The sequence below is a fragment of the Pseudomonas sp. PvP009 genome, assembly GCF_017832995.1.
Lineage (GTDB): Bacteria > Pseudomonadota > Gammaproteobacteria > Pseudomonadales > Pseudomonadaceae > Aquipseudomonas > Aquipseudomonas syringae.
On sequence record NZ_JAFIBG010000001.1, the window covers coordinates 4838364 to 4861924 of the forward strand.

The 23561-nt window shown below is 61.0% G+C and carries 1 protein-coding gene (only partly in view); it reads left to right on the forward strand.

All coding sequences use genetic code 11. The features are described from left to right. Positions 1–23561, forward strand: partial view of a non-ribosomal peptide synthetase gene (locus JOE29_RS20930; RefSeq protein WP_210079831.1) — the 5' portion only. It continues 9430 nt past the right edge of the window; the window shows 23561 of its 32991 coding nt (coding positions 1–23561); the start codon lies at positions 1–3; its stop codon lies beyond the right edge, outside the window.

The window sequence follows — 23561 nt, forward strand, 5'->3', positions numbered from 1 at the left end:
ATGATCTCCGCTGACTTGCCAATGTTCGACAATAAAAGTCCATACTTCGAACTCACCTCCCCTCAGCAAGGTATCTGGTTTGACCAGATCGCGAACCCTGAACTGCCCTACTACAACATCGGCATGGTCCTGGAGATCAAGGGGGAACTGGATGTTGCGCTTTTCGAGAAAGCGTTCCAGTTGGTCGTGGATCGCCATGACGCCTTGCGCTTGGTGCTCAGAGTGCAAGGCGGCAATGTACGTCAGCGTGTGCTGCCTTACGTCAAGTCGCAGTTAAGCGTTGTCGAGTTTTCTGGCGAACAGGCTTCAGAGCAGCATGTAAAGGCGTACCTGCAGGATGCTTTTCGTCAGCCATTCAACCTGGTGAGTGAGGTGCTTTGGGAGGCCCGGCTCGTGCGCTGCGGGCCGGATCGGTATTACTGCCTGCACCGTTACCACCACCTGATATGTGATGGCGTCACGGTCCATTTGCTTCTTCACGCTGTCGCAGATGCTTACAACGGTTTGCTGCGTGATGACCACAACCCACCTCAGGGGAACGCTTATCTGTCGTTCCTCGCAGAAGATCAAGCCTATGCAGGATCACCCCGCTTCGAACGTGACAAGGCGTTCTGGAAAGAGCTGTATGCCGAGCTCCCGCCCCCTTTGCTACAGCCACGCGTCGCGGTGGCCGACAACCGCGTAGCGCCCAGCGCACTGAGCCAGATGAAGATTCCCCGGCGGCTGTTCAATGAACTTGCGCAGTTTGCACGCGGCAAAAACCTGTCACTTGCGCATATTTTCATAAGCATCATCAGCACGTACTTCTGCCGTACCACCGGTGTTGATTCCATCGTCATCGGCATGCCGGTCCACAACAGGACAACGGCTTATCAGAAGAACACGGCGGGCATGTTTTCCTCCTTGAACCCCGTCCGTCTCGACGTGGACCCAGAGGCCTCGTTTCTGCAACTGATGCAGGCTACTTCCGCCAGCTTGCGCCGCAGCTACCGGCATCAACGCTTTCCGATCGAAGAACTTAACAGAGTCCTGAAACTTGGCCAGACGGGCCGTCGGCAACTGTTTGACCTGTCACTGTCGTTTGAAAGCCTCGACACAAATGCGCTATTCGGGAATAGCCCGACCGAAGTCTTCCGCCAGTACAGCGGGTATGAACGCCTGCCGCTGGCGATTTCCACCTGTGACTATCACCCGGACAAAGACGTTTATCTGGACTTCAACTTCAATACGGCGTTTTTCACGCGCGAAGAAGTGCAGCAGATTCAAACGCGCATTCTTTCAATGCTCACCCACGTGATCGAATGGCAAGACACGCCGGTTTCGCACTTTCCGATTATGTCGAAGGCCGAACAGCAACAACTGCTGCAGACATTCAATGCTGCAGAACACCTTTACCCACACGACGAGCTCATTCACACCCGATTCGAGCGACAGGCCGAACGCCAACCAGACGCCTGCGCAGTCAGCGACCACACCGGCAAGGTACTGACTTACGCCGAACTGAACCGTAAAGCCAATCAAGTGGCGCATCACCTGATCGAACAGGGCATCGGCCTGGATGATCGGGTGGCAATCTGCGTAGAGCGTGGACCGGGCATGATCGTAGGTCTGTTGGCGATCCTCAAGGCAGGCGCGGGCTACGTTCCGCTGGACCCCGCCTACCCTACTGAACGTCTGGCCTATCTGCTGCAGGACAGCGCACCGGTCGCCGTGCTGCTGCAAACTGCGACAGCGGATGTGCTGTCGCTTGGCTCGATGCCCGTCATCAATCTGGACGATGCCGCTTTACAGGCGCAATCCGTACAGAATCCGCACGTGCAGGGCCAGAACCCGGCCCATCTGGCCTACGTGATCTACACCTCCGGCTCCACCGGTTTGCCCAAAGGCGTGCAGGTCGAGCATCGCAACGTGGCGCGTCTGTTCTCGGCCACCGAGGCGTGGTTCGGCTTCAACGCCAATGACGTCTGGGCGCTGTTCCACTCGTTCGCTTTCGACTTCTCGGTCTGGGAAATCTGGGGCGCGCTGGTTCACGGTGGGCAACTGCTGATCATCCCGCAACTGGTCAGCCGTTCGCCGCAGGAATGCTATGCGCTGCTCTGCGACGCGGGCGTCACGGTGCTTAACCAGACGCCGAGCGCGTTCCGGCAGTTGATTGCCACTCAAGGTGAAAGCCAGCAGACGCACGCCCTGCGTCAAGTGATCTTCGGTGGCGAAGCGCTGGACACCGCCATGCTCAAGCCCTGGTACGCCAGACCGGCCAACGCCGGAACGCAATTGGTGAACATGTACGGCATCACTGAAACCACGGTGCATGTGACGTATTACCCGCTGCAGGCTGCCGATGCCCAGAACGCGGGCCTCAGCCCGATTGGCCGGCGAATACCGGACTTGCAGCTCTATGTGCTGGATAACCGCAGCGAGCCCGTGCCTGTGGGCGTGGTCGGTGAGTTGTATGTGGGTGGCGCCGGGGTTGCGCGAGGCTACCTGAATCGCCCTGAGCTGAATGAACAACGCTTCCTCGCCAACCCGTTCAGCGAACAGCCCGATGCCCGGCTGTACCGCACCGGCGACCTGGTGCGCTGGTCGGTCGATGGCAGCCTCGAGTATCTGGGACGTAATGACGATCAGGTCAAGATTCGGGGTTTCCGTATCGAGCTGGGAGAGATCGAAGCGCTGCTGGCAAAACATGAATCGGTGAAGGAAGCCGTGATCATGGCCCGTGAAGACGTGCCGGGCGACAAACGTCTGGTGGCCTACTTCACCGCGGATGCTGAAGTGGGCCGTGACGTACTGCGCGAGCATTTGCAGGCGCAACTGCCGGATTACATGGTGCCCTCTGCTTATGTGCGCATCGATTCGCTGCCCCAGACTTCAAACGGCAAGCTGGATCGCAACGCCCTGCCCGCTCCCGACCAGTCGTCGATGGTCAGCCGTAAATACGAGGCGCCTATTGGTGACATCGAGACCGCCATCGCTGGTATCTGGCAAACACTGCTGAGCATTGAACAGGTGGGTCGCCATGATCACTTTTTCGAACTGGGCGCGCATTCATTGCTGGCCGTCAAGCTGATTGAGCGCATGCGCGAGATCGGCCTGAGTGCCGACGTGCGCGTACTGTTTAGCCAGCCGACCTTGGCCGCGCTAGCCGCAGCTGTGGGCGGCGGCACGGAAATCGTGGTGCCGGCCAATCTGATACCAAAGGGCTGCGAGCTCATCACCCCGGACATGCTGCCACTGGCCGACCTCACCCAGGCAGCAATCAATCGCATCGTGACCACGGTGCCCGGCGGCGCGGCCAACGTGCAGGATATCTATGCCCTGGCGCCCCTGCAGGAAGGCATTCTGTACCACCACCTCAGCGCTGAACGCGGCGATCCCTACGTACTGAAATCGGTTTTCGCCTTTCAGGATCAAGCACGTCTGGACGCATTCAGCCAGGCACTGCAACAGCTGATCCAGCGCCACGATATTCTTCGCACTTCCCTGCTCTGGGAAGGCCTGGATGAACCTGTGCAAGTGGTCTGGCGTCAGGCTTCCCTGAGCATGGAAACCCTAGACCTCGACCCGGCGCAGGGCGATATCTCTGCGCAACTGCAGGATCGGTATGACCCTCGGCACTATCGACTGGATCTGGGGCAGGCACCCTTGATGCGGCTGGTCAGTGCCTACGATGCACCCAACCAGCGCATCGTCTCGTTGCTGCTGTGCCATCACCTCGTGCTCGATCACACCGCTCTGGAAGTAATGCGTAACGAAATACAGGCCCTTATGTCGGGTGAAGGCCATGAACTGCATGCCTCGGTGCCTTACCGCAACTACGTCGCTCAGGCCCGTCTGGGCGTCAGTCTCGAATCCCACGAAGCCTTCTTCCGCGATCTGCTCGGCGACATCGACGAGCCCACCCTGCCGTTCGACCTGCGCGATGTGCAAGGCGACGGCCGCACGATCGAAGAAGTGCATCACCGTATCGATGACACGTTGAGCCAGCGCCTGCGCAAGCAGGCTCGGCTGTCCGGTGTGAGCGCAGCCAGCCTGGTGCACCTCGCCTGGGCCCAGGTCGTCGGACGCTTTTCCGGACGCGACGTCGTGGTCTTCGGCACCGTCCTGATGGGCCGCATGAGCGGCTCGGCGGGCACGGACAAGGCGCTGGGCATGTTCATCAACACCTTGCCGATGCGCATTGACCTGGGTCATCAGGGGGCTCAGGCCAGCGTCAAAGCTACTCATGCGCAGCTGTCGGCGCTGCTCGAACATGAGCATGCCTCGCTGGCACTGGCGCAACGCTGCAGCGGTGTACCTGGCGATCTGCCGTTGTTCAGCGCCCTGCTCAACTACCGGCACAGCGGCGACGAAGCGTCGAGTCTCGAAGCCAATGCTGTATGGGCTGGCATTCACGTATTGAACGCAGAGGAACGCAGCAACTACCCATTGGCTATGAACGTGGACGATCTGGGTGAGGACTTCGTGCTCAACGCCCAGACCGTTGTCGACATCGGTGCACAACGTGTCTGCAACTACATGCAGGAAGCACTGGAAAGCCTGGTCAAGGCATTGGAAGACGCACCGTCATCCGCGCTCAACACGTTGCCAATCCTGCCGCAGGAGGAGCTACAAAAACTGCTGGTGGACTTCAACGCCACCGCGCTGGATTACCCGCTGGAGCAGACCATTCATGGGCTGTTCGAAGCCCAGGTCGAGCGCACACCGCAAGCGGTCGCTGTGGTGCATGGTGATGTCCGCCTGAGCTACCGTGAGCTGAATAACAGGGCCAACCAGCTGGCGCATCACTTGCGTGATATCGGGGTCAAACCGGATTCTCGTGTCGCCATCTGCGTAGAACGTAGTGAGTCGATGGTCGTCGGTCTGCTGGCCATTTTGAAAGCAGGCGGCGGTTACGTGCCGCTGGATCCGGCTTATCCTGCGGACCGAATTGCCTACATGTTGCAGGACAGCGCGCCGACTGCGGTGCTGGCACAAAGCACGACATTGGGCTTGCTTGCGGGCGTTTCAGTGCCGGCCATTGCGCTGGATAGCGATAGCTGGAAGGGGAAATCGGTCGCCAATCTGCTGATCCCAGACCTGACACCGGCCCACTTGGCCTACATAATCTACACCTCGGGTTCGACCGGTCTGCCAAAAGGCGTAATGATCGAACACCGTAACGCCGTGAACTTCCTGACCTGGGCGCATCAATCATTTGATTCGACGGTGCTGGCAAAAACCCTGTTCTCCACCTCGCTGAACTTCGACCTCGCGGTCTACGAGTGCTTCGCGCCACTGACATCCGGTGGCAGCGTCGATGTGGTCACTAATGTGCTGGCACTGCAGCACGGTGACCACGACGTTAGCTTGATCAACACCGTACCTTCGGCGCTTAAAGCGCTGCTGGAGTCAGGTGGATTGAGAAGCGTGCACACCGTCAACGTCGCCGGTGAAGCGCTGAAGCGCAGCCTGGCGGAAAGCCTGTTCGAGCAGACCAGCGTCAAACGTCTGTGCAACCTCTATGGTCCGTCGGAAACCACCACATACTCAAGCTGGGTATCAATGGACCGCGAACAGGGTTTTGCGGCGCACATTGGCAAGCCGGTTGGCAATACACAGTTTTACCTGCTTGACGCGCAGATGCAGCCAGTGCCATTGGGCGTGCCGGGAGAAATCCACATCGGCGGTGCCGGGGTCGCTCGGGGTTACCTGAACCGTGATGACCTGACCGCTGAGCGGTTCCTGCGTGACCCGTTCAGCAAAGTCCCGAACGCGCGGATGTACAAAACCGGTGATCTGGGCCGCTGGCTGGTCGATGGCAACATCGAATACCTGGGCCGAAACGATGATCAGGTCAAGATCCGGGGTTTCCGTATCGAACTGGGTGAGATCGAAGCCTGTCTGGCAAAACATGAATCGGTAAAAGAAGCAGTAGTCATGGCCCGCGAAGACGTGCCGGGTGATAAGCGTCTGGTGGCCTATTACACATCACGGGTAGCGGACGAAACGCTGGACATCGAAACTCTACGTGCCCATTTGCAGGCACACCTGCCGGACTACATGGTGCCCGCGGCCTACGTCCGTCTTGAGTCTCTGCCGCTGACTCCCAACGGCAAACTGGACCGCAACGCCCTGCCCGCTCCCGATCTGTCGTCGGTGATCAGCCGCGAATACCAGGCGCCGCAAGGCGCCACCGAACGGGCCATTGCCGATATCTGGCAAGACCTGCTGAGCATTGATCAGGTCGGTCGTCATGACCACTTCTTCGAGCTCGGCGGTCACTCGCTGCTCGCCGTGAAGCTGATCGAGCGCATGCGCCAACAAAGTATGAGCGCCGACGTGCGTGTGTTATTCAGCCAGCCAACCCTGGCCGCGCTGGCCGCAGCCGTGGGCGGCGGCACGGAAATCGTGGTGCCGGCCAACCTGATCCCTGAGGGCTGCGAATACATCACTCCGGGCATGTTGCCACTGGTGGACCTGAGCCAGGGTGCCATCGACCAGATCGTGACCCGTGTGCCGGGTGGCGTGGTCAACGTGCAGGACATCTATGCCTTGGCGCCACTGCAGGAAGGCATTCTGTACCACCATCTGATGGCCCCCGAGGATGATCCATACCGGCGAACAGTGCTGTTCAATTTTGACAGCCAGGAACGTGTGCAACAGCTTGCTGCGGCCTTGCAGACGTTGATTGCCCGCCACGACATCTTACGCACCAGCGTACTCTGGGAAGACCTCGACGAACCGGTTCAGGTGGTCTGGCGCCATGCCGAGCTGAGCGTGGAAGAGATTAACCTCGATTCCGCGCAATTGCAGGAAGCCCTGGACCCGCGTCACCACCACCTGGACATCCGCCAGGCACCCATGATGCGCATCGCCTATGCCCACGACCCCGTCAATGACCGCTGGGCAGCGCTGCTGGTATTCCATCACCTGATCAACGACGCCACCTCGCTACCCGTGCTGGCCCATGAGATCGAAGCCTGTATGCAGGGTCAGGAACACCTGCTGCCCGCCTCGGTGCCTTACCGCAACTACGTGGCGCAGGCGCGATTGGGCGTCAGCCTCGAAGCCCACGAAGCTTTCTTCCGCGAACTACTCGGCGACATTTACGAACCCACCCTGCCTTTCGACTTGCACGATGTGCAGGGCGATGGCAGCGAACTCGAAGAAGTGCGCCAGCAGGTCGAGGCTGAACTGGCCGGCCGCTTGCGCCAGCAGGCACAGAGCCTCGGCGTCAGTGCGGCCAGCCTGTATCACCTGGCTTGGGCTCAGGTACTGGGCCAGGTCACCGGCAAAGAAGAGGTGGTCTTCGGCACCGTACTGATGGGCCGGATGCAGGGTGGCGACGGCGCAGATCGCTCCTTGGGGATGTTCATCAACACCCTGCCGTTGCGGGTCGAACTGGGCAGTCAGGGCGTACGCAACGGCGTGAAGCAGACCCACGATCGCCTGACCGCGCTGCTCGGTCATGAACACGCGTCTCTGGTACTGGCTCAGCGCTGCAGCGGGGTGCAGGCACCGACTCCGTTGTTCAGCGCCTTGCTCAACTATCGCCACATCGACGCACCGAATAGTACCGTCGAGGGTCTGGGTGCCTGGATCGATATCGAACGGTTAAAAGGCACGGAGCGCACCAACTACCCGTTAGCCTTGAACGTGGATGATCAGGGCCAGGGTTTCGCCTTGACCCTCACCTGCCCGGTCGACATCGGGGCGGAACGGATCGCTGGTTACGTGCACATGGCGCTGCAAAGCCTGGTGGAAGCACTTGAGTATGCACCACAGGCGCCCTTGCACAGCCTCTCGATCCTGCCAGAACAGGAACGCAACCAACTGATTGTCGACTTCAATGCCACCACGCTGGATTACCCACTAGAACAGACCATTCATGGCCTGTTCGAAGTGCAGGTCGACCGTACGCCGGAAGCGGTCGCTTTGGTGCATGGCGATGTCCGCCTGAGTTATCGCGAGCTGAATAACCGGGCCAACCAGTTGGCGCACCAGTTGATCGAACTGGGCATCGGCCCGGATGACCGGGTGGCAATCTGCGTAGAGCGCGGGCCGGGCATGATCGTCGGCCTGCTGGCGATCCTCAAGGCAGGCGCGGGCTACGTGCCGCTTGACCCCGCCTATCCGGTTGAACGTCTGGCCTATCTGCTGCAGGACAGCGCACCGGTCGCAGTGCTGGTGCAGGCCGCGACTGCGGATGTGCTGACGCTCGGTTCGCTGCCTGTTATCAATCTGGACGACACGGCTTTGCAGACGCAATCCGTCCAGAATCCGCACATACCGGGCCTGACCCCGGCCCATTTGGCCTACGTAATCTACACCTCCGGCTCCACCGGTTTGCCAAAAGGCGTGCAGGTCGAACATCGCAACGTAGCGCGTCTTTTCTCGGCCACCGACGCGTGGTTCGGCTTCAACGCCAATGACGTCTGGGCACTGTTCCACTCGTTTGCTTTCGACTTCTCGGTCTGGGAAATCTGGGGCGCGCTGGTGCACGGCGGGCAGCTGCTGATCATCCCGCAACTGGTCAGCCGTTCGCCGCAGGAATGCTATGCCTTGTTGTGTGATGCAGGCGTGACGGTGTTGAACCAGACGCCAAGTGCCTTCCGGCAGTTGATTGCCGCTCAAGGTGAAAGCCAGCAATCGCACTCGTTGCGTCAGGTGATCTTCGGTGGCGAAGCGCTGGACACCGCCATGCTCCAACCCTGGTACGCCAGACCGGCCAACGCTGGGACGCAACTAGTCAATATGTACGGCATCACCGAAACCACGGTGCATGTGACGTATTACCCGCTGCAGGCCGCCGATGCCCAGTACGCGGGCCTCAGCCCGATTGGTGTGCGGATTCCGGATTTGCAGCTTTATGTGCTCGATAACCAGCGCCAGCCCGTGCCTATGGGCGTGGTCGGTGAGTTGTATGTCGGTGGCACTGGTGTAGCACGCGGCTACCTGAACCGCCCTGAGCTGAATGAACAACGCTTCCTCGACAACCCGTTCAACGAACAGCCCGGTGCCCGGCTGTATCGCACCGGAGATCTGGTGCGCTGGTCGGCCGATGGCAGCCTTGAGTACCTGGGGCGCAACGACGATCAGGTCAAGCTCCGCGGCTTCCGTATCGAGCTGGGCGAGATCGAGTCGCAGCTGGCGGCTTGTCCTGGAGTCAGGGAGGCGGTGGTGCTGGTGCGCGAGCAGCGTCCCGGAGACAAACGCCTGGTGGCGTATTTGACGGCGCGGGAAGGCGCCGTGTTGTCGGCGGCACAGTTGCGTGAGCAACTGTCGCAAGGGCTGGCGGAGTACATGATTCCGAGCGCCTTTGTAACGCTGACGCGTTTCCCGCTGACGCCGAACGGCAAGCTGGATCGACGGGCATTGCCGGCGCCGGAAGACGACGCTTATGCCAGTCGTGATTACGAGGCGCCGGCAGGTGACGTCGAGCATGCGCTGGCAGAGATCTGGCAGGTATTGCTGGGGCTGGAGCGTGTCGGTCGCCACGACCACTTCTTCGAACTGGGCGGGCATTCGTTACTGGCGGTACAACTGGTGTCGCGTCTGCGTCAGCGCTTCGAAGTCGAAGTGGCGCTGCGGGATGTGTTTGCCGAGCCGACGCTGCAAGGTCTGGCACGTCAGGTGGCGAACGCCCGGCTCTCGGCGCAGACGCCGTTGACGCTGGTGGATCGCGATCTACCTTTGCCGCTGTCGTGGGCGCAGCAACGCTTGTGGTTCCTCGATCAACTGGACCGGGCGGCGGGGGCTGCTTATCACATCCCGGCGGGACTACGGTTGCGCGGCCGATTGGACAGCGAGGCCTTGCAGGCCACGCTGGACCGGATCGTGGCGCGCCACGAAACCCTGCGCACCCATTTTGCCTTGCACGAGGGTCAGGCGATCCAGGTGATCGCGCCGGCGACTCAAGGGTTCGCCTTGGTCACTCATGACCTGCGCGCTCTGGACAGCGCGGCACAACACAAGACGCAAGACGAGACGCAACACGAGGCCGTAGAGCGGCTCGCTGGCGAGGAGGCGCTGGCACCATTCGACTTGTCGAGCGGTCCGCTGATTCGCGGGCGGCTTGTGCAACTGTCGGAGATGGAGCACATCCTGCTGGTGACCCAGCACCATATCGTTTCGGACGGTTGGTCAACGGGCGTTCTGCTGCACGAAATCGGTACGTTGTACCGCGCCTTCAGCCAGGGGCTGGCTGATCCTCTGCCGGCACTGGCCTTCCAGTATGTCGACTACGCGGCGTGGCAGCGGCAGTGGTTGCAGGGCGAAACCCTGCAAACGCAGGTCGAGTTCTGGCGGCAGCACCTGAGTGGCGCACCGGCCTTGCTGGAGCTGCCAACCGACCACCGCCGCCCACCGTTGCGCAGTTATGCCGGCGGACGGGTGAGCCTGGCCCTGAGCCCGGAGTTGACGGCAGGGTTGCGGCAGTTGGGTCAGCGTCACGGTGCGACGCTGTTCATGACCTTGCTGGCGGGCTGGTCGAGTCTGCTGAGCCGCTTCAGCGGGCAGGACGATGTGGTGATCGGCACGCCGGTGGCAAATCGTCCGCGCAGCGAACTGGAGTCGCTGATTGGCTTCTTCGTCAACACACTGGCGCTGCGCATCCGGCCGGAAGGGGGCCTGAGCGTGGCGGCGTTGCTGGAGCAGGTCAAGGCGGTCATGCTGGCGGCGCACGCGCATCAGGACCTGCCGTTCGAGCAGGTGGTGGAGGCGCTGCAACCCCCGCGCAGCCTGGGTCATAGCCCGATCTTCCAGGTCATGCTGGCGCTGAACAACACCCCGGGCGGCGGCGAATTCAGCCTGCCGGAGCTGAGCCTGGAGCCGCTGCAAGCGCCGCACACGACGGCCCAGTTCGACCTGTCGCTTGCGCTGGTCGAGGCGGATGGCGGGTTGATCGGCTCTCTTGAATACGCGAGCGATCTGTTCGAGCGTGCAACGATCGAGCGGATGGCGGGGCACCTGCAGGTGCTTCTGGAAGGCATGGTGGCGGATGACCAGCAATCAGTCGCAGAACTGCCGCTGCTGTCCTGCGAGCAACGTCGGCAGGTACTGGAGTCGTTCAACGATACGGCAGCGGCCTACCCGGCGGACAAGTTGATTCATCAACTGTTCGAGGAACAGGCGGCACAACAGCCCGATGCCCTGGCGGTGGTCGATGACGCCGGAAGCCTGACCTATGGCGAACTCAACGCCCGGGCGAATCAACTGGCACATTACCTGATCGGCCTGGGTATCCAGCCGGATGATCGGGTTGCGATCTGTGCGCAGCGCAGCCTGGAAATGGTGGTGGGCTTGCTGGGGATTTTTAAGGCAGGTGGCGCGTATGTGCCGCTGGATCCTGCGTATCCGGAGCAGCGGTTGCGCTACATGCTGGAGGACAGCACGCCGGTGGCGGTGCTGGTGCAGGCCGAGACCCGGCCGTTGCTGGGCGAGTTGGCGGTGCCGACGCTCGATCTGCAAGATGGCGAGTGGGAGGTTGAAGCTGAACACAATCCTGTAGTGCCGGCCATCACGCCGCAGCACCTGGCCTATGTGATTTATACCTCGGGCTCCTCCGGTAAACCCAAAGGCGTGGGCGGTCCACATCAGGCCATGGTTAACCGTCTTTACTGGATGCATAGCACTTTCGGTGGTCAGCGACTCGAAAAGCATGCACAAAAAACGTCGATCAGTTTTCTCGATTCGGTGACTGAAACGCTGATGCCCTTACTGTTTGGCGCGCAGCTGCATATCGTGTCGCCGCTGGCCTCCAGGGATCCGCTACAGCTATGGCAGGCGGTTACAGAGCATCAGTTGACCCGTCTGGTTCTTGTCCCTTCACTGCTGGAAGAACTGTCGAGGATAGAGAACCGACAAATTTCGCCAGAAAAGCGGCTGATCGTTTGCAGTGGCGAGGTGTTTTCGGCCTCCCTGCTTGCTCGCACTCGCGCCTGGTTACCTTCGGCCACGATACTGAATTTCTACGGTTCGTCGGAAGCGGCGGGTGACTCTACTTTTTACCTGTGCGACAGCGCTGTTCAAGCGGGTCATTCACTTCCAATCGGCCGTCCGATCGCGAATACACGGATTTACCTGCTGGATACACACGGCCAGCCGGTGCCCATCGGGGTCAGCGGCGAGATCCATATCGGCGGCGCTGGGGTTGCCCGTGGCTATCTGAATCTGCCCGAACTGACGGCGGAGCGTTTCCTGGACGACCCGTTCAGTGCCGAGCCGGCGGCGCGCATGTACAGGAGCGGCGATCTGGGGCGCTGGTTGGCGGACGGCAATATCGAGTATCTGGGGCGTAACGACGATCAGGTCAAGCTACGCGGTTTTCGTATCGAACTGGGCGAGATTGAGTCGAAACTGTCTGAGTGCCCTGGAGTCAGGGAGGCGGTGGTGCTGGTGCGCGAGCACCGTCCCGGAGACAAACGCCTGGTGGCGTACCTGACGTCGCAGGAAGGTGCCGTATTGTCGGCGGCGCAGTTGCGCGAGCAACTGTCGCAAGGGCTGGCGGAATACATGATTCCGAGTGCCTTCGTAACGGTGGCGCGTTTTCCGCAAACGCCGAGCGGCAAGCTGGATCGTCGGGCATTGCCGGCGCCGGAGGACGACGCTTATGCCAGTCGCGTCTATGAGGCGCCGGCAGGTGACGTCGAGCATGCGCTGGCAGAGATCTGGCAGGCGTTGCTGGGGCTGGAGCGGGTAGGTCGTCATGACCACTTCTTCGAACTGGGCGGGCATTCGTTACTGGCGGTACAACTGGTGTCGCGTCTGCGTCAGCGCTTCGAAGTCGAAGTGGCGCTGCGGGATGTGTTTGCCGAGCCGACACTGCAAGGTCTGGCACGTCAGGTGGCGAACGCCCGGCTATCGGCGCAGACGCCGTTGACGCTGGTGGATCGCGATCTGCCTTTGCCGCTGTCTTGGGCGCAGCAACGCTTGTGGTTCCTCGATCAACTGGACCGGGCGGCGGGGGCTGCTTATCACATCCCGGCGGGACTGCGCTTGCGCGGCCGATTGGACAGCGAGGCCTTGCAGGCCACGCTGGACCGGATCGTGGCGCGTCATGAAACCCTGCGCACCCATTTTGCCTTGCACGAGGGTCAGGCGATCCAGGTGATCGCGCCAGCGACCCAAGGGTTCGCCCTGGTCACTCATGACCTGCGCCCGCTGGACAGCGCGGCGCAACACGAGGCCGTAGAGCGGCTCGCTGGCGAGGAGGCGCTGGCGCCATTCGACTTGTCGAGCGGTCCGCTGATTCGCGGGCGGCTTGTGCAACTGTCGGAGGCGGAGCACATCCTGCTGGTGACGCAGCACCATATCGTTTCGGACGGTTGGTCGACGGGCGTTCTGCTACACGAAATCGGTACGTTGTACCGCGCCTTCAGCCAGGGGCTGGCCGATCCTCTGCCGGCACTGGCCTTCCAGTATGTTGACTACGCCGCGTGGCAGCGGCAGTGGTTGCAGGGCGAAACCCTGCAAACGCAGGTCGACTTTTGGCGGCAGCACCTGAGTGGCGCACCGGCCTTGCTGGAGCTGCCAACCGACCACCGCCGCCCACCGTTGCGCAGTTATGCCGGCGGACGAGTGAGCCTGGCCCTGAGCCCGGCATTGACGGCAGGGTTGCGACAGTTGGGTCAGCGTCACGGTGCGACGCTGTTCATGACCTTGCTGGCGGGCTGGTCGAGTCTGTTGAGCCGCTTCAGCGGGCAGGACGATGTGGTGATCGGCACGCCGGTGGCGAATCGTCCGCGCAGCGAACTGGAGTCGCTGATCGGCTTCTTCGTCAACACACTGGCGCTGCGCATCCGGCCGGAAGGGCGCCTGAGCGTGGCGGCGTTGCTGGAGCAGGTCAAGGCGGTCATGCTGGCGGCGCATGCACATCAGGACCTGCCGTTCGAGCAGGTGGTGGAGGCGCTGCAGCCCCCGCGCAGCCTGGGTCACAGCCCGATCTTCCAGGTCATGCTGGCGCTGAACAATACCCCGGGCGGCAGCGAACTCAGCCTGCCGGAGCTGAGCCTGGAGCCGCTGCAAGCGCCGCACACGACGGCCCAGTTCGACCTGTCGCTTGCGCTGGTCGAGGCGGATGGCGGGTTGATCGGCTCTCTGGAATACGCGAGCGATCTGTTCGAGCGTGCAACGATCGAACGGATGGCGGGGCACCTGCAGGTGCTTCTGGAAGGCATGGTGGCGGATGACCAGCAAGCGGTCGGAGAACTGCCGCTGCTGTCGTGCGAGCAACGTCGGCAGGTATTGGAGTCGTTCAACGATACGGCAGCGGCCTTCCCGGCGGACAAGTTGCTCCATCAACTGTTCGAGGAACAGGCGGCACAACAGCCGGATGCCCTGGCGGTGGTCGATGACGCCGGAAGCCTGACCTATGGCGAACTCAACGCCCGGGCGAATCGACTGGCACATTACCTGATCGGCCTGGGTATCCAGCCGGATGATCGGGTCGGGATCTGTGCGCAGCGCAGCCTGGAAATGGTGGTGGGCTTGCTGGGTATTTTGAAGGCGGGCGGTGCGTATGTGCCGCTGGATCCCGCTTACCCCGCTGAACGCCTGGCCTATCTGCTGCAGGACAGCGCACCGGTCGCAGTGCTGGTGCAAACCTCGACAGCGGACGTGCTGTCGCTCGGCTCTCTGCCTGTTATCAATCTGGACGATGCCGCTTTACAGGCACAATCCGTCCAGAATCCGCACGTGCAGGGCCTGACGCCGGCCCATTTGGCCTATGTAATCTACACCTCCGGCTCCACCGGCCTGCCCAAGGGCGTGCAGGTCGAACATCGCAACGTGGCGCGTCTGTTCTCGGCCACCGACGCATGGTTCGGCTTCAACGCCAATGACGTCTGGGCGCTGTTCCATTCGTTCGCTTTCGACTTCTCGGTCTGGGAAATCTGGGGTGCACTGGTGCACGGCGGGCAACTGCTGATCGTGCCGCACCTGGTCAGCCGTTCGCCGCAGGAATGCTATGCGCTGCTCTGCGACACTGGCGTCACGGTGCTCAACCAGACCCCAAGCGCGTTCCGTCAATTGATCGCGGCACAAGGCGAAAGCCAGCAATCGCACTCGTTGCGTCAGGTGATCTTCGGTGGCGAAGCACTGGATACGGCCATGCTCCAACCCTGGTACGCCAGGCCGGCCAACGCAGGGACGCAACTGGCGAACATGTACGGCATCACCGAAACCACGGTGCACGTGACGTATTACCCGTTGCAGGCCGCCGATGCCGAGCGCACAGGCGTCAGCCCGATTGGCCGGCAAATACCGGATTTGCAGCTTTATGTGCTCGATGCCTTACGCCAGCCCGTGCCTCTGGGCGTGGCCGGTGAGCTGTATGTCGGCGGCGCGGGGGTTGCCCGTGACTACCTGAATCGTCCCGATCTGAATGAAGAGCGCTTTCTGGCCAACCCGTTCAGCGAACAGCCCGGCGCCCGGCTGTACCGCACCGGAGATCTGGTGCGTTGGCTGGCCGACGGCAGCCTCGAGTACATGGGGCGAAACGATGATCAGGTCAAGATCCGCGGTTTCCGTATCGAACTGGGTGAGATCGAAGCCAAACTGGCCGCACATGAGGCCGTTCATGACGCTGTGGTCATGGCCCGCGAAGACGTACCCGGCGACAAGCGTCTGGTGGCGTACTTCACCTCGTCCGCAGAAAATGATCACCTGCACATCGAAACCTTGCGTGCCCATTTGCAGGCGCAATTGCCGGACTACATGGTGCCCACGGCCTACGTCCGTCTCGAGTCCATGCCGCTGACCCCCAACGGCAAACTGGACCGCAATGCCCTGCCCGCTCCGGATCTGTCGTCGGTGATCAGCCGCGACTACCAGGCGCCGCAAGGTGCCACCGAACGGGCCATTGCCGATATCTGGCAAGACCTGCTGAGCATCGACCAAGTGGGTCGTCATGACCACTTCTTCGAACTGGGCGGACACTCGCTGCTCGCCGTGAAGCTGATCGAGCGCATGCGCCAACAGAACATGAGCGCCGATGTGCGCGTGCTGTTCAGCCAGCCAACCCTGGTGGCGCTGGCCGCTGCCGTGGGTGGCGGCACGGAAGTGGCAGTACCGGCCAATCCCATCGAGCCCGGTTGCCGGAAAATCACTCCGGACATGCTGCCGTTGGTGGACCTGAATCAGGATGCCATAGATCGCATCGTGACCACGGTGCCCGGCGGCGCGGCCAACGTGCAGGACATCTATGCTCTGGCGCCATTGCAAGAAGGCATTCTTTACCATCATCTGATGGCCGCCGAGGGGGACCCGTACCTGCAATATGTATTGTTCGGTTTTGACAGCCTGGAACGCGTGCATCAGTTTGCTGCGGCCCTGCAGACGGTGATTGCTCGCCACGACATCTTGCGCACCAGCGTACTCTGGGAAGGCCTCGACGACCCGGTTCAGCTGGTCTGGCGCGAAGCGCACCTGACGCTTGAGCGCGTGCTGCTGGAGCCGACCGATGGCGATATTGCCGCCCGGTTACACGAGCGTTTCGACCCGCGTCACCATCGCCTGGATCTTCGTCAGGCACCGCTGATGCACATGGTGTGCGCGCAAGACCCGGCTAACGAGCGCTGGGTGGCAATGCTGCGGTTTCATCATCTGATTGACGATGTCACCTCACTGGCCATTATTTCCCGCGAAGTCGAAGCCTGCATGCTCGGCCAGGAACAGCAATTGCCCGTCTCGGTGCCGTACCGCAACTACGTGGCTCAGGCGCGTCTGGGCGTCAGCATTGAGGCCCACGAAGCCTTCTTCCGCGAACTGCTCGGCGACATCGACGAACCCACCCTGCCGTTTGACCTGCACGATGTACAAGGTGACGGCAGCGGTGTCAAAGAGGCTCATCTGCCGCTGGATTCGTCCCTGAGCAAGCGCTTGCGTGTGCAGGCCCGGCAGTTGGGCGTCAGCGCAGCCTGCCTGCATCACTTGGCGTGGGCACAGGTGCTGAGCCGGATTTCTGGCAAGGACGATGTGGTTTTCGGCACCGTACTGATGGGCCGCATGAATAGCGGAGAAGGTGCTGACCGCGCCCTGGGGATGTTCATCAACACTTTGCCCATGCGTATTAATGTGGGTCATCAGGGGGCTCAGGCAAGCGCTCAAGCCACTCATGCACAACTGTCGGCACTGCTTGAGCATGAGCATGCCTCGCTGGCTCTGGCGCAACGCTGCAGCGGTGTAGCTGCGCCGGCGCCGTTATTCAGTGCCTTGCTCAACTACCGGCATAGCGCGGCTGGCACCGCCTCGGCAGAAGCGCTCTACGCCTGGCACGGTATTGAAGTGCTGGGTGGGGAAGAACGCACCAACTACCCACTGACCCTGAACGTCGATGACTTGGGCGATGGCTTCAAACTCACGGCTCTGGTTGCCGGGCAGGCAGACGCGCAAAGGGTCTGCGCCTATATGCAGGCGGCCTTGGAAAGTTTGGTGGAAGCACTTGAGCATGCACCTCAGGCTCTCTTGCACAACCTGTCGATCCTGCCGGAACAGGAACGCCATCAACTGATGGTCGAGTTCAACGCCACCACGCTGGATTACCCGCTGGAGCAGACCATTCATGGATTGTTCGAAGTCCAGGTCGAGCGCACACCGCAAGCGGTCGCTGTGGTGCATGGCGATGTCCGCCTGAGCTACCGCGAGCTGAATAACCGGGCCAACCAACTGGCGCATCACTTGCGTGATATCGGAGTCAAACCGGATTCTCGTGTCGCCATCTGCGTCGAACGCAGTGAGGCTATGGTCGTCGGTCTTCTGGCCATTTTGAAAGCAGGCGGCGGGTATGTGCCGCTGGACCCGGCTTACCCTGCGGACCGAATTGCCTACATGTTGCAGGACAGCGCACCAGCGGCGGTTCTGGCACAAAACATGACACTGGGTCTGTTGGCGGATGTCTCGGTGCCGCTGATCAATCTGGACGACGCCGCTTTGCAGGCGCAATCCGTCCAGAACCCGCACGTGTCGAGCCTGACGCCGGCCCATCTGGCCTATGTGATCTATACCTCCGGCTCCACCGGTCTGCCAAAAGGCGTGATGATCGAACACCGCAACACGGTGAATTTCCTGACCTGGGCGCACACGGCTTTCGACGGCTCTGCACTGGAAAAAACCCTGTTCTCTACCTCACTGAACTTCGACCTCGCGGTCTACGAGTGTTTTGCACCGCTGACGTCGGGTGGCAGCATCGATGTGGTCACTGATGTGCTGGCACTGCAGCAGGGTGAACACGATGTCACGCTGATCAACACCGTACCTTCGGCCCTCAAGGCGCTGCTGGAATCGGGTGGTTTGCGTGAAAGCGTGCACACCGTCAACGTCGCCGGTGAAGCGCTGAAACGCAGTCTGGCGGAAAGCCTGTTCGAGCAGACCCACGTCAAACGCCTGTGCAACCTCTATGGCCCGTCGGAAACCACTACCTACTCAAGCTGGGTGGCCATGGATCGGGAACAGGGCTTCGCTGCGCACATCGGCAAACCCGTCGGCAACACTCAGTTTTACTTGCTGGATAAACAGATGCAGCCCGTCCCGCTGGGTGTGCCGGGAGAAATCTACATCGGTGGTGCCGGTGTCGCTCGCGGTTATCTGAATCGTGATGACCTGACCGCTGAGCGCTTCCTTAGCGATCCATTCAGCAAGGCCCCGAACGCCCGGATGTACAAAACCGGCGATCTAGGCCGCTGGCTGGTCGATGGCAACATCGAATACCTGGGCCGAAACGATGATCAGGTCAAGATCCGGGGTTTCCGTATCGAACTGGGTGAAATCGAAGCCTGTCTTGCAAAACATGAATCGGTAAAAGAAGCAGTAGTCATGGCCCGCGATGATGTGCCGGGTGATAAACGCCTGGTGGCCTACGTCACCGCGGATGCTGAAGTGAGCCTCGACGTACTGCGCGAGCATTTGCTGAATCAACTGCCGGATTACATGGTGCCTGCGGCCTATGTCCGTCTTGAGTCTCTACCGTTGACCCCCAACGGCAAGCTGGACCGTAAGGCCCTGCCCGCTCCCGATCAGCTTGCCTTGGTCAGCCGCGAGTACCAGGCGCCGCAAGGGGCTACCGAACGGGCCATTGCCGATATCTGGCAAGACCTGTTGGGCATCGATCAGGTGGGTCGTCATGACCACTTCTTCGAGCTCGGCGGCCACTCGCTGCAGGCCGTGAAGCTGATCGAACGCATGCGTCAGATCGGCCTGAGTGCCGATGTGCGAACCCTGTTTGGTCAACCGACGTTGGCTGCGCTGGCCGCTGCGGTGGGCAATAACAGCGAAATCATCGTCCCTGCCAATCTCATCGAGCCCGACTGCCGGAAAATCACTCCGGACATGCTGCCGCTGGCGGACCTGACTCAGAACTTCATCGACCAGATCGTGACCCGTGTGCCGGGCGGCGTGGCCAACGTACAGGATATCTACCCGTTGGCACCGCTGCAGGAAGGTATTCTTTACCACCACCTGATGGCCCCCGAGGATGATCCATACCGGCGAACGGTACTGTTCAACTTTGACAGCCAGGAACGCGTGCATCAGCTCGCTGCGGCCTTGCAGACGGTGATTGCCCGCCACGACATCTTGCGCACCAGCGTAATTTGGGAGGACCTCGATGAACCGGTTCAGGTGGTCTGGCGCCATGCCGAGCTAAGCGTGGAAGAGATCCGCATCGACCCCGCGCAGTTGCAGGAAGCCCTCGACCCGCGTCACCACCACCTGGACATTCGTCAGGCGCCTATGATGCGTATCGCCTATGCCCGTGACTCAGTCAATGACCGCTGGGCAGCGTTGCTGGTGTTCCATCACCTGATCAACGACGCCACCTCGTTACCCGTACTGGCGCATGAGATCGAAGCCTGCATGCAGGGCCAGGAAGACCAACTGCCGGTCTCCGTGCCGTACCGCAACTACGTGGCGCAGGCGCGATTGGGCGTCAGTATCGAGTCTCACGAAGCCTTCTTCCGCGAACTGCTCGGCGACATCGACGAGCCCACCCTGCCGTTCGACCTGCACGATGTACAAGGCGATGGCAGTGAACTCGAAGAAGTGCGCCAAGAGGTCGAGGCTGAACTGGCCGGCCGCTTGCGCCAGCATGCACAGAGCCTGGGCGTCAGTGTGGCCAGCCTTTACCACCTGGCCTGGGCTCAGGTGCTGAGCAAAGTCACCGGCAAAGATGAGGTGGTCTTCGGCACCGTACTGATGGGCCGGATGCAAGGTGGCGACGGCGCCGACCGCTCGTTGGGGATGTTCATCAACACCCTGCCGTTGCGCGTCGAGCTGGGCAACCAAGGCGTACGCAACGGCGTGAAGCAGACCCACGCCCGCCTGACCGCCCTCTTCGGCCATGAACATGCGTCTCTGGTACTGGCTCAGCGTTGCAGCGGGGTGCAGGCGCCGACTCCATTGTTTAGCGCCTTGATCAACTATCGCCACACCGCCACATCGAGTACCGCAGAGGGGCTGGGTACCTGGATCGATATCGAGCGGTTCAAAGGCGTGGAACGCACCAACTACCCGTTAGCCTTGAACGTTGATGATGAGGGCTTGGGCTTTACTTTCACCCTCACCTGCCCGGTCGACATCGGGGCTGAACGGATCGCTGGCTACGTGCAAACGGCGTTGGAAAGTTTGGTCAAGGCATTGGAAGACGCCCCGTCATCCGCACTCAACACGTTGCCAATCCTGCCGCAGGAGGAGCTACAAAAACTGCTGGTGGACTTCAATACCACCGCGCTGAAATACCCTCTGGAGCAGACCATCCATGGCTTGTTCGAAGCCCAGGTCGAGCGCACCCCAAAAGCGGCCGCGGTGGTGCATGGCGATGTTCGCCTGAGTTATCGCGAGCTGAATAACAGGGCCAACCAGCTGGCGCATCACTTGCGTGATATCGGGGTCAAACCGGATTCTCGTGTCGCCATCTGCGTAGAACGTAGTGAGTCGATAGTCGTCGGTCTGCTGGCCATTTTGAAAGCAGGCGGCGGTTACGTGCCGCTGGATCCGGCTTATCCTGCGGACCGAATTGCCTACATGTTGCAGGACAGTGCCCCGGCAGCAGTGCTGGCGCAAAGCACGACACTGGCTCTGTTGGCGGATGTTTCGGTGCCGTTGATCAATCTGGACGATACCGCTTTGCAGGCGCAATCCGTCCAGAACCCGCACGTGCCGAGCCTGACGCCGGCCCATCTGGCCTATGTGATCTACACCTCCGGCTCCACCGGTCTGCCAAAAGGCGTGATGATCGAACACCGCAACACGGTGAATTTCCTGACCTGGGCGCACACGGCTTTCGACGGCTCTGCACTGGAAAAAACCCTGTTCTCTACCTCACTGAACTTCGACCTCGCGGTCTACGAGTGCTTCGCGCCACTGACCTGCGGTGGCAGCGTCGATGTGGTCACTAATGTGCTGGCACTGCAGCAGGATGAACACGATATTACCTTGATCAACACCGTACCTTCGGCGCTTAAAGCGCTGCTGGAGTCAGGTGGATTGAGTGAAAGCGTGCACACCGTCAACGTCGCCGGTGAAGCGCTGAAACGCAGCCTGGTGGAGAGCCTGTTCGAACAGACCAGCGTCAAACGCCTGTGCAACCTCTATGGCCCGTCGGAAACCACCACATACTCAAGCTGGGTATCAATGGACCGCGAACAGGGTTTTGCGGCGCACATTGGTAAACCCGTCGGCAACACCCAGTTTTACCTGCTGGATAAACAGATGCAGCCCGTACCGCTGGGTGTACCAGGAGAAATCCACATCGGCGGTGCCGGTGTAGCACGGGGTTACCTGAACCGTGATGACCTGACCGCCGAGCGCTTCCTGAGCGATCCATTCAGCAAGATTCCGAACGCCCGGATGTACAAAACAGGCGATCTGGGCCGCTGGCTGGTCGATGGCAACATCGAATACCTGGGCCGAAACGATGATCAGGTCAAGATCCGTGGTTTCCGTATCGAACTGGGTGAGATCGAAGCCTGTCTGGCAAAACATGAATCGGTAAAAGAAGCAGTAGTCATGGCACGCGAAGACGTGCCGGGTGATAAGCGTCTGGCGGCCTACTACACATCACAGGTGGCGGACGAAACGCTGGACATCGAAACCCTGCGTGCCCATTTGCAGGCACACCTGCCGGACTACATGATCCCCGCCGCCTACGTCCGTCTTGACTCTCTGCCGCTGACTCCCAATGGCAAACTGGACCGCAAGGCCTTGCCCGCCCCCGATCAACTGGCCCTGGTCAGCCGCGAATACGAGGCGCCTCAAGGTGCTACCGAACAGATCATTGCCAATATCTGGCAGGACCTGCTGGGCATCGATCAGGTGGGTCGTCATGACCACTTCTTCGAGCTCGGCGGCCACTCGCTGCTGGCCGTGAAGCTGATCGAGCGCATGCGCCATATCGGCCTGAACACCGATGTTCGCATGCTGTTTAACCAGTCGACCGTGGCGGCGCTGAGTGCAGCCATAGGCAATGGCCGTCGCACGGAAGTCGTGGTGCCGGCCAACCTGATTCCTAAGGACGGCGAACACATCACTCCGGACATGCTGCCGTTGGTGGATCTGAATCAGGATGCCATCGACCGCATCGTGGCCCGTGTGCCAGGTGGTGTAGCCAATGTGCAAGACATCTATGCCCTGGCGCCATTGCAAGAAGGCATTCTTTACCACCACCTCAGCGCTGAACGCGGCGATCCCTACGTACTGAAATCGGTTTTCGCCTTTCAGGATCAAGCCCGTCTGGACGCATTCAGCCAGGCGTTGCAACAGTTGATCCAGCGCCACGACATCCTTCGCACCTCTTTGCTGTGGGAAGGTCTGGATGAACCTGTACAAGTGGTCTGGCGTCAGGCTTCCCTGGGCATGGAAAACCTTGACCTTGACCCGGCGCAGGGCGATATCTCCACGCAACTGCAGCACCGCTATGACCCTCGGCACTATCGCCTGAACCTGGGCCAGGCGCCCTTGATGCGGCTGGTCAGTGCCTACGATGCACCCAACCAGCGCATCGTCTCGTTGCTGCTGTGCCATCACATGGTGCTCGACCACACGGCTATGGAGGTGATGCGTCACGAAGTACAGGCCCTGATGCTGGGTGAAGGCCATGAGCTGCCTGCATCAGAGCCTTACCGCAACTATGTTGCCCAAGCCCGTCTGGGCGTCAGTCTCGATGCCCACGAAGCCTTCTTTCGCGATCTGCTTGGCGACATCGACGAGCCGACCCTGCCGTTCAACCTGCACAATGTGCAAGGCGACGGCCGCGCGATCGATGAAGTTCACCACCGTATCGATGTCACGTTGAGCAAGCGCCTGCGCAAGCAGGCCCGACAGTCCGGGGTGAGTGCGGCCAGCCTAGTGCACCTGGCCTGGGCTCAGGTCATCGGACGCTTTTCAGCACGCGACGTAGTGGTCTTCGGCACCGTTCTGATGGGCCGCATGAGCGGCAGCGCGGGGACTGACCGCGCGCTGGGCATGTTCATCAACACCTTGCCGATGCGCATTGACCTGGGTCATCAGGGTGCTCAGGCCAGCGTCAAAGCCACTCATGCACAGCTTTCGGCACTGCTCGAGCACGAGCATGCCTCACTGGCACTGGC